An 11,808-nucleotide genomic window follows, 5' to 3' on the forward strand; every position below is an offset into this window, starting at 1 on the left:
TTCCACTTTAGATATTTGTTTAAGATGAGATGTAACTCATTGAAATGTGTCATCATATTCGTCGTCAGAAAACAAGTATTATGCCATTATTTCAATGAGTTGTCTTTTTTTGTCGTGTACAAAGAATATGCGCATAAAATCTTCGTTCATAACTGCATAATCAAGTTGTTTTGCTACGGTTTGATGTGCTTGCCAAAAAGGGTTGTCGGTCCACCTTTGTTCTTGCTTGTATAGGAGGTAACGACGATTTTCATAAGTATTGATAATTTTATTAGGGTGTATTGACACTTTTAGCTTAAAAAATAGCGAAGTAATAAAATCAAATCTCCAAACCCAATTTTACTATTCGCTATGCCTCGTACCATGTTGACAGATCAACATTGGCAAAAGTTGAAAGTTATTCTGCGTAATTTATCCATTCACCACAACTCAAATTTACGCAATTTTATTGAAGCTATTCTCTATAGAATTAGAACAGGCTGTCCGTGGCGAGATATTCCTTCTTGTTTTGGTCATTCAAACTCTATTTTCAAACGTTTTAATCGTTGCTCAAGCAGCTGTAAGTTACTTAGATTATTCAAATTACTAGCCTCATACCTCGATATGGAGTGGATTTTTATTGATGGCTCTCATGTACGTGCTCATCAACATTCTGCCGGCATAGCGAATCAATCTATTTCTAAAAGTGTAGGAGGTAACTCCTCAAAAATACATTTGATTGTTGATGCCCATGGCAATCCTATTGATTTCATGATTAGCGATGGAACCACACATGATGTTAAAGTTGCACCTGATTTAATATCAACATTAGATTTAAAAGAGACAAAAGTGGTATGCGCAGATAAAGGCTATGATTCAGAACCACTTAGTTGAAAATATGTTTTGTAGATTAAAGCAATTCAGAGGAATAGCTACTCGATATGACAAGCTCAAAAGAAATTATCAAAGTTCTGTTGCTTTAGACTGTATATTTTTATGGCTACCTTTATAGGGTTAATTATGAACAGTAAGTGTCAACAGACCCTACTTTTTCAGTTAGTTATTGCGCTGAATAAGTAACATATTGAATATATCATTTAAATTAAAAAGCGCAAACTGTGTCACATTTTTGTGTTTTTGCTTGATGCTAAAAATTTAGAAAAAATAACTCATTGTTTATTTTATAGTTCTTTTTTAAAACGATTTTTGTTTTGTGAATTTTAGATAAATTACGTGAAATTTAATGTCTTATTTTGTAAGTAATAATGCACTATTTGTTTATTTTTTATTCAAAATAGCCATTTTTTTATATTAATTTTTTATTACAGCTTCAAAATAACGAATGAAAAATGAGCACTAGAATTACATTCTTAACAAAAACGCCAAACTTTCTTTAAGAATTTTTTAAGGTTGAATCCTTAGTTTTTTAGTCATGATTAGATGAAAAATACATCGAAAGGAGCTACTCATGAATATGCTTTATACACATAAACCAAACTACTATTTCTTTGCTCATAAGTTTGTTCTCTTCTTGGAAAGTTATCTAAAAGCGCATCCTTTTGAACAGCAAACAAGTTTTAACTTACATACAATTTGCGATTTGTTTAGTCATGATCGTGCATCCAGCACTACGAATTTAGAAGGTATTTTAAATATTGCTGATGAATATGTACTTGAAACTGATGAAGGTTCACAGCCATTGATTCGTAGCTATCATTTGCATTTGGATAATCATGTATTAACACTCGAATTTAATCCTAAAGCGGTTGGAAGCTTAAAGGCAGGTCAAATTATTGTGAGTCCTTTGGCAGCTTAATTAATCTATTATCATTTCCTCTTTTATACACTTAGCTATTAATCTCCTTTGGCTAAGTGTTTTTTTTACAAGCTGCATAAAAGCTATTGATTGTTTATGATAAATAGATCAAGCAAAGATATTTGAATAGTATGGATAAAGATTTTAAGTCAGAAACTTATAAGGTAGATGAAAGTACGACTGATACCATTCTATGGTTGATGCAGCATCAGGATATTTTTGATTCTTTCCATTTTGATGTACATACTCAAGAGTTGTCAGTCACACATGCAGCAGGTGTGGATATCATTCGTGTAGGAATGTTTTTAAATGCCAAATACGGCATTTTAGTGACATCAATTTAATATGATCGAAAAAAAGCCTTGTCAAATAACAAGGCTTTTTTTATTTATGCACTCATAGCATCTACGGAGAGTTCAGCAACAGTTGGTTTCGGTTTTTCTGCTGTTAAACCTAATTTAGCAAATAGGATTTGATCTTTACCTTCTCCAGCATTAGGCGTAGTCAATAACTTATCACCAGAGAAAAGCGAGTTTGCACCTGCCATGAATGCAAGCGCTTGATCTGAATCACTGAGTGATTCGCGTCCTGCCGATAATCGAATATAACTATGAGGCATAATAATGCGAGCAACAGCAATAGTACGAATCCATTCGGTCACATCTAACTTTTCAACTTCAGCAAGCGGTGTACCTTCGATCGGTACAAGCATATTGATTGGCACTGATTCAGGATGTACAGGCATAGTTGCAAGTTCTTGTAATAAACCAATACGGTCATTACGACTTTCACCTAAGCCAACGATACCACCACTACATACTTTCATACCCGCTTGACGTACATGATCTAATGTATCTAAACGATCATCAAAAGTACGCGTACTAATAATATGTGAATAGTATTCACGAGAGGTGTCAAGGTTATGGTTGTAATAATCTAAACCTGCATCTTTTAAGCGTTCAGCTTGTGACTGATTCAGCATACCTAAAGTCATACAAGTTTCTAAACCGAGTGCTTTTACTTCACGAACCATTTCTAATACATAGGGCATATCTCGTTCGTGTGGATTGCGCCAAGCAGCGCCCATACAGAAACGTGAAGAACCAGAATCTTTTGCTGTTTGAGCTTCACGAATGATTTTATCTACTGCAATACGCTTTTCTGCTTCTAGTTTTGAGTCGTAATGTGCAGATTGCGAGCAATACTTACAATCTTCTGGGCATTTACCTGTTTTGATTGAAAGCAGTGTGCTGACTTGAATGGTATTTGGCTGAAAATGCTCACGATGAACACTTTGTGCTTTGAATACTAAGTCTAGAAAAGGTTGATCATATAAAGCTTGGATTTCATCACGAGTCCAGTCATTACGTAAAGTCATTGTTATATCCATGATGATTGATTACAAACATTGAGATTAATCATACAGAAATCGTGCCAAAGCCAAAGGGCAAAAAACATCATTTTTCTATTCAGGTATGTTTATTTGCTGCAATTGTTGTTGAATTGCCCACTCAATATGTACATTGACAATCTCATCGTGTAGAGCTTTTGCTTCTTGCAATTGGCTCACGATTTCAGCCGAGTATGGAGCATTTCCCAAGCCGATTGCAATATTCCGTTTAAAGGATTGATAGCCTGTGCGGCGAATTGGACTACCTTCTGTTTTTGCAAGAAAAGTTACTTCATCCCATTGCCAGATCTCTAACAAGCTAATGTCATCTAAACTATGTCTTGGGTCAAAGTCTGGAATTGATGCAGTTTTAGCAAAGCTGTTCCACGGGCAAATTAGCTGACAGTCATCACAACCAAAAATACGATTACCTATACCTGAACGTAACTCTTCAGGAATGATTCCTTTATATTCAATAGTTAAGTAAGCAATACATTTCCTTGCATCCAACATATAAGGTTCAACAATCGCTTGGGTTGGGCAAATCTCGATGCAAGCAGTACATGAGCCACAATGGGCTGTTGCGGGTTGATCAAAGGGTAATTCAAGAGAAGTAAATAGTTCACCTAAAATGAAGAAAGAACCTGATTTTTTATGAATGAGTAAGGTATGTTTTCCTGTCCATCCCATGCCCGCACTTTCGGCAAGTGATTTTTCAAAAATAGGTGCTGAGTCCGCAAACGGGCGTGATTCGAAATCGCCCACTTTTTCTTTAATACGACTGGCTAAGGTTTTAAGTCGACCACGCATAACTTTATGATAGTCACGTCCACGCGCGTAGCGTGCAATAATGGCTGAATTTGGTTCAAATGGTACATAACGGGGCTTAGGTGATGCCACAAGATAATTCATTCGCACACAAATAATGCTTTTAGTTCCAGGTACAAGCAATGTTGGATCAGCACGTTTTTCTAGGTTTTCCTCTAAATAGTGCATATCAGCATGGTAACCCCGTTTTAAATATTCTTTAAAACGTGGCATTTGATCTTGAGCATCAGGTTTGGCAATGACACAATCAGGAAAGCCCAAGTCTAAAGCTTGAGTTTTTATCCATGTTTTAAGTTCTTGAGGATCAAGCTGCTGAAGCTCAATTTTATCAAGTGATTTTCCAGAGGATGTGGTTGAAGCCATAAACCAATAATTAGGGGATAACATGCAACGTTCAGTTTACCATAGCCAAAGCATTCAAGCATGGGAGCAGCGTTGGTTTGCGCAGCAAAATTCATCTTTAGGACTGATGCAACAAGCAGCTTGGATAATCTCACAGCAGTTAATTGAACCATTTAATAAAAATAAAATTCAAAAGATCGCGATTTGGTGTGGACAAGGTAATAACGCAGGTGACGGTTACTATATCGCTGCTTTTCTAAAGCAACATGGATTTCACATCACGGTTTATGCAGCTGAACTCGGTCAATCTTTAGATTTAAAACAAGCTGTACAATATGCACTGTTAAATCGAGTTGATATTCAAAGTATCGATTATTTATTGTCGGAAAATGCGAATCACCAAGAAATTCCAACTTTTGATTGCCATATTGATGCTCTGTTTGGCATAGGTCTCAATCGAATGCTAGATCAAAAATGGCAGTCGATCATCCAGTTATTTAACTCACAGATTGGTTTAAAGATTGCTATCGATATTCCGAGTGGACTACATGCCAATACAGGTCAAGCTTTGCCATGTGTAATACAAGCCGATCAGACCTTTACAATTTTAGGTTATAAAGTAGGGCTGTTTACTGGGCAAGGCAAGGAATATGTGGGAAAGCTGCATTTGGTTAGCTTGATCCCAATTGATGCAGAATTAAAACCAATCGCCTATCTTTCCCCTGAAAAAATTGTATTACCGAAACGCCAAGCTTTTGGACATAAAGGAAGTTATGGGCATGTGCTTGTCGTTGGTGGTCATGTGGATATGGGCGGAGCGGTGATTATGTCTGCTGAAGCTGCGTTTCATGCTGGAGCAGGGAAAGTTAGTGTGGTCTGTCATGCCAAACACCATCAGGCCATTCTGTCGCGTTCACCAAACATTATGGTGCGAGATATTAATTCGTTGGATCAAGATGCAACCCAAACCTTATTAAACCATGTGGATGCTGTCTGTTTTGGGATGGGCTTAGGGAGAGATCAATGGGCAGAGCAGATTTATCAGCAATGGTTCGATTTACTCAACCAAAATTCGCATTTAGAAGTGGTATTGGATGCAGATGGGCTTTGGTTTTTAGCAAAGCATCCGAAAAAATTGAATCCTCATCTCTATGCAACGCCGCATTCAGGTGAAGCTGCGACTTTGTTAGGTTGCAAGCCTGCTGATATTGAACAAGATCGAATCGTTGCAATTCAGCAACTGCAACAAAAATATACAGGACAATGGGTGCTTAAAGGTGCAGGCAGCCTGATTTTAGAAGATGAATTATTTATCTGTACACAGGGTAATGCAGGGATGGGAACAGGGGGCATGGGTGATGTGTTGGCAGGGATGATTGCCAGTTTAAAGGCTCAGTTTCATCAACAGATTGCATTGCATGAAATTGTGAGCCTACATGCACAGGCAGGAGACTTACTCGCTGAGAATGGCATGAGAGGTTTACAGGCGCATAACATGGGGAAAATGATTTATACACTGGTAAATCAAGAAAACTAACGCCTTCTACTACTTGAACGACTCCGTCCCCGAGCCATACCACCGAGCGCATTTAACACCGCCATTTTGCTCATGCTGCCTGAAGCATGGGCATGACAGATTGCAGCAGCTAACGCATCGGCTGCATCAGCTTGTGGTTGAATGCTTAGGTTCAATAAACGCATTACCATCATTTGTACTTGCTCTTTTTCAGCAGCGCCGTAACCCACCACTGACTGTTTGATTTGACGAGCAGTATATTCCGCGACTTGTAGGTCTAAATTGACTAACGCCGCAATTGCCGCACCACGGGCTTGTCCAAGTTTTAACGCAGAATCAGGGTTCTGCGCCATGAAAACTTGTTCAACGGCAGCCTCAGTAGGCCCGTGAAATTTAACAATACGTTCAACACCTGCAAAAATACGTTTTAGTCGTTCAGGCATTGCTTGCGTTTCAGTACGAATGGTTCCTGCATCGACAAAACGTAGTTTATTGCCATCTTTTTCGATAATTCCATAACCTGTTAAGCGTGAACCAGGATCAATACCAATAATTAATGACATGTCGAACTATAAAAATGAAAGATTGTTGATATTGTTACATAGCAGGCTTTTCGCTGCATAATATTTTTGTAGGATTTTGAATTATAAGAAAATAGTGGATTTATTAAACAGAGTTAGTTTTATTAAGTACATATTCCAAAGTTCGGTCTCTTTTGAATAGATCAACTAATAAGGCTTATTTTGATTTGTTTTTAATCAATTTGTATTTAATTTGAGCGTTAGGCAGTAAATTATGTGATTTTTCTAAAAAAAAATTGCATTGTGGGGGAGATGGGCGTATAAAGCATCTCATTGATCAAACATATTGATCAAGATGTTGATGCGGGATGGAGCAGTCTGGTAGCTCGTCGGGCTCATAACCCGAAGGTCGTTGGTTCAAATCCAGCTCCCGCTACCACTTTAAAGTTAATTGAATATTAGCTCTGTGATTATTGAATTGTTGTTATCTGAAAGATTAGACGGCAATTAAGTTAGCTGAAATAACCCTAAAGAAAGCTAAAAATTATTAGATTCTAGAATTGTAGTTTACCTCTCTCCATATATCTAGCGTTATAGTAAATCCAAATCGATCACTTGAGCTCAGAAATGAGTGATTTTGTGTTGAAAATTATTAATGAATGGCGTGTAGCCAAAGCCAGCAATGGCAATGAAATTTGTGTGCAAATTATCCCGCTGAAACGTCAACAAAATACGTTGGATGGTTTCAAATGGGTAGAGGTTGGAAAGAAAATCCAGCTAGAGTCGGGTCGAGAAGTCGATTTTAATCTAGATGGGAAAAGCTTCTATACCGATGTTAATCAGCTTTATCGATTAATATAGATAATTTAAGCACTTGAAGTATCTATTGGTTAAAGATAGATTGGGTTAAATCAATATTCATAATTTGATTTAATTCATAAATGAACAAAGTTTAAAGGTTTAAAAGTATGTCTGATACAGTTACTGGTACTGTTAAGTGGTTTAACGAAACTAAAGGTTTTGGTTTCATTCAAGCTGATTCTGGTCAAGATGTTTTTGCTCACTTCAGTGAAATCCAAAGCAATGGATTCAAAGTATTAAACGAAGGCCAACGCGTTTCGTTTGTACTTGGTCAAGGTAAAAAAGGACCACAAGCAACTACAATTAAAGTTATCTAATAAGATTGCTTGAAAAAAAAAGCTCACTTTATGTGGGCTTTTTGTTATATCCAAAAACTATCTTTTGATTTCTAGTTGTGTTTTGCATGAGATTCTAAGCTTTATAGAGGTTGATCTTCTGACTAAAAGCCGAATTTTGTATAAGAAAGCAATCAGTAAATTTGTATATAAGAAAATCTTAAATGGGAAAGATAAAATATTTTTTATGATCTCTTTTCAGTAAATCTTAAGTTTTATAAGTTGTGTAACTACACTATCAAAGCTAATTTTTGATTTAGCAAAGAATGTTATTTTTACATGATTTGGTTTATTAAAGCTCAACCTTTTTCATTCAAGAGATAAAACTTTCAATACTTTCATAGATGCACTATCTCGTATGACTTAAAATTTGCTATGCTTGCAGTATCTTTCAAATAAAGATAGATTAAGTTAAATCAGAATGAAAATTTTGATTTAATTTATAAATGAACAAATTTTAAAAGGTTTAAAAGTATGTCTGATACAGTTACTGGTACTGTTAAGTGGTTTAACGAAACTAAAGGTTTTGGTTTCATTCAAGCTGATTCTGGTCAAGATGTTTTTGCTCACTTCAGCGAAATCCAAAGCAAAGGTTTTAAAGTATTACAAGAAGGCCAACGCGTTTCTTTCGTACTTGGTCAAGGTAAGAAAGGACCACAAGCAACGCTCATCACTGTTATCTAATTTTTAGACCAGTAAAAAAAGCCCACATATGTGGGCTTTTTTGATGTTTTTTATGTGCGAGAAAAGCATCAAAATAATTTTTAAATATAATTATTTGATTGAGATAAATGAAATTTTACAATTTTTGAAATGCTAAAAGCGATTGTTTTTTAATAGGATTTTTTAGTAATACAACTATTCGCCCCCAATTTTTCATCTACAGTTAGATAATGTTTGTGCCGAAAAAGTAAAGTGGTGTATATTAAATAATAACTAGAAGAATAACACTGTTGATTCAGAAAATCTTTCATCTCGTAGTTTAGATAAACCTTTCGTGTTATCAGATTTAATCTCAGAGTTTATGATTCCAAGTTACTTGCTGCTAAGCATTCCAAATATTTCTAATAGGTTAAATATATGTCTAACACTGTGACTGGTACAGTTAAATGGTTCAATGAAACTAAAGGTTTTGGCTTTATTCATGCGGATTCTGGGCAAGATGTATTTGCTCATTTTAGTGAAATCCAAAGTAACGGTTTTAAGGTTTTACATGAAGGACAACGTGTCTCATTCACTATTGCTGATGGTAAAAAAGGACCTCAAGCAACTGATATTACAGTAATTGCTCAAAACTAAACATCTGAATTAAAAAAGCTCACAATAGTGAGCTTTTTTAATTTTCGGATAGTATCTATAAATTTTAATCATCATTATTTCTTGTAATGTACTTATTTTTGTCACAATTTAACCTATTGGTTAAAAAATTGCTCTAGCATATTATTAGACTTTTTGCTAATTTTAACTGGTGGATTATTTAGGCAAATTAACAATTGCCGTACATTAAATGAGCGCAAAGTTATGGAAAACTTAGAGCAATTGACTCAAGGGCTTGAGCAAGAAGTTCATGTACATTGTAAACGATCTATAGGTACGTTGTTGTTTAGTTTCCTAGTTTTGATCGCAACGAGCTTCTAGTGAAAAAAGCACCTTAGGGGACTGCTGTCTCACAAATATAACAAAAAGAACCTCAACTGAGGTTCTTCTTGTTTATTACACTTTTTGTCAGGTAAAAACAAAGCCTTCAATGGTTTCCTTTCAAATAAATTCACCTGAATAATTCTTAATAATCTTTGAACACTCCATCCTTCTTGTGCCATATGTTTCGCAAAACTCACCAGTAAATACGCGATTAGTGCAATCCATATTTGTGTTTGTATCGCATTGCGGCTACGGCCTGGAAACGATTTCAATTTTAGGTTTTGCTTGATCGCTTTAAAAAATAGTTCTACTTTCCACAGATCTTTATAAATTGCAGCAATGGTAGATGTAGCTAAATGAAAGTTATTACTTAAAAACTTAAACGTTCTTTTCTTTTTTTCATCATAAAACTTTAAACGTCTTAATCGCTTAGGTGCACCACGCTTTTTAGCATGATCACTACTCAACTCAATATATTCATCCGCAAGAATCCCCTTACTAGCGAACACATCTTGTTTTGATTTCACCTCATAAACTGTCTTTGATCTCAACCGAGTAACAAAGCTGAAATTTTGGTTGGTCATTTCTGCAAACCATTGATAATCAACATACCCTTTATCAAATACAACGATACTTCCAGGCGGGAATTTAAGTGTTCTGCCTTGAACCATGTCATTTTCAATACCATCACCAAGCGCAACAAACTCAGGAATAGTGTTGCTATGATTTAATCCAACTGTAAGTTTTATGCTTGCTTTGGACTCATGTACTTTTGCCCATTCACACAATGACAGTGAAAGATCAATATGACTCGCATCAATTGAATAGAGTTGATTTTTAAATCGAAATTTATGAGCAATCTTGGAATTTTCACGATGTTGAAGTAGTTGGATAAACAATTGTTGATACAAGCGAGCGGGTTGTTCTTGATTGATTCTTGCTAACGTACTTCGTGCAATTCTTTGGGTACCAAGGTGATAAAGCTTTTCCTGTTGTGATTCGAGATTAGATTCAATATCCCTCAAGCTTTGACGGCATGATGGTTGGGACATTAATATTGCAATAAATTGATCCCATCGTGTTGCTGATCTTAATTTTTGTCCTTGATGGTATTGTTTTGCAAGACGTTCAAAATCTTGTCTCAAAATGGGCTTGAGTAATTGATGACATACCGTATTCTGATGTGAAAAAACCTGAATCCTTGTAGTTGAAGTGTTTGTTCGCACTTATATTTTAACTACTTTGGACTCAGGTTTTTTTATTTAAGTCTAACTATGGGATAGCAGTACCTAAGGTGCTTTTTAGAATGATTAATGATGACGATGTTTTTTCTTTTTCCAATGACGTTTGTTATCTTGGCGATTGTCATAATCACGATCTTGACCAACTTGACGACCTAATGCTGCACCGCCCGCTGCACCAGCTGCCGCTCCGATATATCCACCTGTGGTTCCACCTACATTTTTACCTACAGTGTAGCCACCAACACCACCTAGACCACCGCCAATCGCAGCTTCAGTACGAGTACGTTTGCTACTTGCAGCCGCCGCACCGCCAGCACCACCGACAGCAGAGCCAATCATCGCACCATTATTACCACCAATTTCTTTACCAATTGCTGTACCAACAACACTACCTAAAGCAGAAGTTGCTGCAACACGTGTTGCATTATCAGCATACACGCTGGTTGCTAGAGTTGAGCTTGCTAAAATGGCGCTCAATAACAAAATATTCGCTTTCATTTTGACTCCATGTTCCCAGTAATGGGACATCTTTTTAATGACTGCAAATGTAACAAAGTTTGAGAAAGAAAATATGGAGATGCCGACAGAAATTATTACTACTTAGTAAGGAGAATGTAGTGTTTTGTTAATAACAATCCTGAATAAGGTGAAATAAATATTTGTAATCAATCAAATACTGATTTAATTCACAAAAAGAGGCTTAAACGACAAGCACTCTTTAATGGCTTGTAATTAATCTAATGGAACTTTCTTACTCGACTCTTCTTCTAATTTGTGTTGATGAGAATTTATTTCTTGTTGATGACGTAAATGATCGAGATCACGAATGTTCTTTTGGGTCGCTGTGACGCCAAACAAACTGAGCAAGAAAGACATAATGTAGTACCCTTTTTCACTTAAAGTGAGCGTAGCGTTAGTTAAACTAAATAGTAATAATCCAATGCAAATACCAACTGATGCCCAACAAAGCGCAACATAAATCATAGTTACAGGTATTTCTTCTAATTGATCCCGTAATGTTTTTTGTAGTGAGATCGTGGAGAACAGTCCATATAATAGAATGATCAAATAATAGCCTTTTTCATGCAGAGGCATTTCTGCATTCCACAATCCAATCATAAAACCAACAACACCAATAAGAACCGCAAGCCAGCTTGCGGCTGTGAAGGCGAGTGTAGGGCGGTTTATTAAATTACTCATGGTTTATCCTATTGTTTTATCATTCTAATTTATCTTTGATTATTTATATCGAAGCTCAGGGAAGAGAACAACCTATACATACTAAAAAAACGCAGAATTTGTGATGAAATAATAGGGGATTGGTAAGTTAACCAG

The 11,808-nt window shown here is 36.1% G+C and carries 13 protein-coding genes, 1 tRNA gene and 1 pseudogene; 9 read left to right on the forward strand and 6 right to left on the reverse strand.

The features are described from left to right. Nucleotides 1-351 precede the first annotated feature (351 nt). From HYG88_RS06365 to HYG88_RS06375, 3 genes and pseudogenes are all read left to right on the forward strand, one after another. Nucleotides 352-991: pseudogene (locus HYG88_RS06365) on the forward strand (IS5 family transposase). A gap of 456 nt (nucleotides 992-1,447) precedes the next feature. Continuing rightward, nucleotides 1,448-1,795, forward strand: coding sequence for a hypothetical protein (locus HYG88_RS06370; RefSeq protein WP_178882782.1), 348 nt, complete (start codon nucleotides 1,448-1,450; stop codon nucleotides 1,793-1,795). Nucleotides 1,796-1,926: 131 nt separating this feature from the next. Continuing rightward, nucleotides 1,927-2,139, forward strand: a complete 213-nt coding sequence (locus HYG88_RS06375) for a hypothetical protein (protein ID WP_004661803.1) — start codon at nucleotides 1,927-1,929, stop codon at nucleotides 2,137-2,139. A gap of 44 nt (nucleotides 2,140-2,183) precedes the next feature. Here the strand turns inward: HYG88_RS06375 and bioB are convergent, their stop codons facing one another. Together bioB and queG are read right to left on the reverse strand one after the other, a co-directional pair. Beyond that, nucleotides 2,184-3,173 carry a biotin synthase BioB gene (gene bioB / locus HYG88_RS06380; protein WP_178882783.1) on the reverse strand — a complete coding sequence of 330 codons (990 nt, stop codon included), beginning with the start codon at nucleotides 3,171-3,173 and terminating at the stop codon, nucleotides 2,184-2,186. An 87-nt stretch (nucleotides 3,174-3,260) separates the two neighbouring features. Further along, on the reverse strand, nucleotides 3,261-4,376 hold the full coding sequence (gene queG / locus HYG88_RS06385) for a tRNA epoxyqueuosine(34) reductase QueG (RefSeq protein ID WP_178882808.1): 1,116 nt from the start codon (nucleotides 4,374-4,376) through the stop codon (nucleotides 3,261-3,263). Between the two features lie 22 nt (nucleotides 4,377-4,398). On the opposite strand from queG, the gene HYG88_RS06390 reads away from it, so the two are divergent. Next, on the forward strand, nucleotides 4,399-5,892 hold the full coding sequence (locus HYG88_RS06390) for an NAD(P)H-hydrate dehydratase (RefSeq protein ID WP_178882784.1): 1,494 nt from the start codon (nucleotides 4,399-4,401) through the stop codon (nucleotides 5,890-5,892). Here the strand turns inward: HYG88_RS06390 and ruvC are convergent. Then, nucleotides 5,889-6,434 (reverse strand): crossover junction endodeoxyribonuclease RuvC, encoded by a 546-nt coding sequence (gene ruvC, locus HYG88_RS06395; RefSeq protein ID WP_005159580.1) that lies wholly within the window; start codon nucleotides 6,432-6,434, stop codon nucleotides 5,889-5,891. The two genes, HYG88_RS06390 and ruvC, sit on opposite strands and share 4 nt — an antisense overlap. 320 nt (nucleotides 6,435-6,754) lie before the next feature. Here ruvC and HYG88_RS06400 point away from each other — a divergent pair. The 5 genes from HYG88_RS06400 (at nucleotide 6,755) to HYG88_RS06420 (ending at nucleotide 8,887) form a co-directional block, all read left to right on the forward strand. Then, nucleotides 6,755-6,831: transfer RNA gene (locus HYG88_RS06400), tRNA-Met, on the forward strand. A gap of 188 nt (nucleotides 6,832-7,019) precedes the next feature. Continuing rightward, the gene (locus tag HYG88_RS06405) at nucleotides 7,020-7,253 is read left to right on the forward strand and encodes a hypothetical protein (RefSeq protein ID WP_005159582.1); all 234 of its coding nucleotides are present in this window, start codon (nucleotides 7,020-7,022) and stop codon (nucleotides 7,251-7,253) included. A gap of 107 nt (nucleotides 7,254-7,360) precedes the next feature. Further along, on the forward strand, nucleotides 7,361-7,570 hold the full coding sequence (locus HYG88_RS06410) for a cold-shock protein (RefSeq protein WP_004661816.1): 210 nt from the start codon (nucleotides 7,361-7,363) through the stop codon (nucleotides 7,568-7,570). Nucleotides 7,571-8,062: 492 nt separating this feature from the next. Further along, the gene (locus HYG88_RS06415; protein ID WP_004661817.1) at nucleotides 8,063-8,272 is read left to right on the forward strand and encodes a cold-shock protein; all 210 of its coding nucleotides are present in this window, start codon (nucleotides 8,063-8,065) and stop codon (nucleotides 8,270-8,272) included. Nucleotides 8,273-8,668: 396 nt separating this feature from the next. Beyond that, nucleotides 8,669-8,887, forward strand: a complete 219-nt coding sequence (locus HYG88_RS06420; RefSeq protein ID WP_005159584.1) for a cold-shock protein — start codon at nucleotides 8,669-8,671, stop codon at nucleotides 8,885-8,887. 368 nt (nucleotides 8,888-9,255) lie between these two features. On the opposite strand, the gene HYG88_RS06425 is transcribed toward HYG88_RS06420, so the two are convergent. The 3 genes from HYG88_RS06425 to yiaA all read right to left on the reverse strand — a co-directional run bounded on the left by HYG88_RS06425 (nucleotide 9,256) and on the right by yiaA (nucleotide 11,673). Beyond that, the gene (locus tag HYG88_RS06425; RefSeq protein WP_034602824.1) at nucleotides 9,256-10,428 is read right to left on the reverse strand and encodes an IS4 family transposase; all 1,173 of its coding nucleotides are present in this window, start codon (nucleotides 10,426-10,428) and stop codon (nucleotides 9,256-9,258) included. Nucleotides 10,429-10,539: 111 nt separating this feature from the next. After that, nucleotides 10,540-10,971 carry a hypothetical protein gene (locus tag HYG88_RS06430; RefSeq protein WP_005159589.1) on the reverse strand — a complete coding sequence of 144 codons (432 nt, stop codon included), beginning with the start codon at nucleotides 10,969-10,971 and terminating at the stop codon, nucleotides 10,540-10,542. Between the two features lie 234 nt (nucleotides 10,972-11,205). Beyond that, complete coding sequence (yiaA, locus tag HYG88_RS06435) at nucleotides 11,206-11,673, reverse strand: inner membrane protein YiaA (RefSeq protein ID WP_005159592.1); 468 nt, start codon at nucleotides 11,671-11,673, stop codon at nucleotides 11,206-11,208. Nucleotides 11,674-11,808: the final 135 nt, after the last annotated feature.

The sequence above is a fragment of the Acinetobacter sp. SwsAc4 genome, assembly GCF_013391535.1.
Lineage (GTDB): Bacteria > Pseudomonadota > Gammaproteobacteria > Pseudomonadales > Moraxellaceae > Acinetobacter.

What these genes read in the sequence shown, in the direction of transcription:
- ruvC (WP_005159580.1), bottom strand. Translation starts at nt 6,434, where the DNA reads ATGTCATTAATTATTGGTATTGATCCTGGTTCACGCTTAACAGGTTAT.
- HYG88_RS06415 (WP_004661817.1), top strand. Translation starts at nt 8,063, where the DNA reads ATGTCTGATACAGTTACTGGTACTGTTAAGTGGTTTAACGAAACTAAA.
- yiaA (WP_005159592.1), bottom strand. Translation starts at nt 11,673, where the DNA reads ATGAGTAATTTAATAAACCGCCCTACACTCGCCTTCACAGCCGCAAGC.
- HYG88_RS06430 (WP_005159589.1), bottom strand. Translation starts at nt 10,971, where the DNA reads ATGAAAGCGAATATTTTGTTATTGAGCGCCATTTTAGCAAGCTCAACT.
- HYG88_RS06370 (WP_178882782.1), top strand. Translation starts at nt 1,448, where the DNA reads ATGAATATGCTTTATACACATAAACCAAACTACTATTTCTTTGCTCAT.
- HYG88_RS06420 (WP_005159584.1), top strand. Translation starts at nt 8,669, where the DNA reads ATGTCTAACACTGTGACTGGTACAGTTAAATGGTTCAATGAAACTAAA.
- HYG88_RS06410 (WP_004661816.1), top strand. Translation starts at nt 7,361, where the DNA reads ATGTCTGATACAGTTACTGGTACTGTTAAGTGGTTTAACGAAACTAAA.
- HYG88_RS06390 (WP_178882784.1), top strand. Translation starts at nt 4,399, where the DNA reads ATGCAACGTTCAGTTTACCATAGCCAAAGCATTCAAGCATGGGAGCAG.
- HYG88_RS06375 (WP_004661803.1), top strand. Translation starts at nt 1,927, where the DNA reads ATGGATAAAGATTTTAAGTCAGAAACTTATAAGGTAGATGAAAGTACG.
- HYG88_RS06405 (WP_005159582.1), top strand. Translation starts at nt 7,020, where the DNA reads ATGAGTGATTTTGTGTTGAAAATTATTAATGAATGGCGTGTAGCCAAA.
- queG (WP_178882808.1), bottom strand. Translation starts at nt 4,376, where the DNA reads ATGGCTTCAACCACATCCTCTGGAAAATCACTTGATAAAATTGAGCTT.
- bioB (WP_178882783.1), bottom strand. Translation starts at nt 3,173, where the DNA reads ATGACTTTACGTAATGACTGGACTCGTGATGAAATCCAAGCTTTATAT.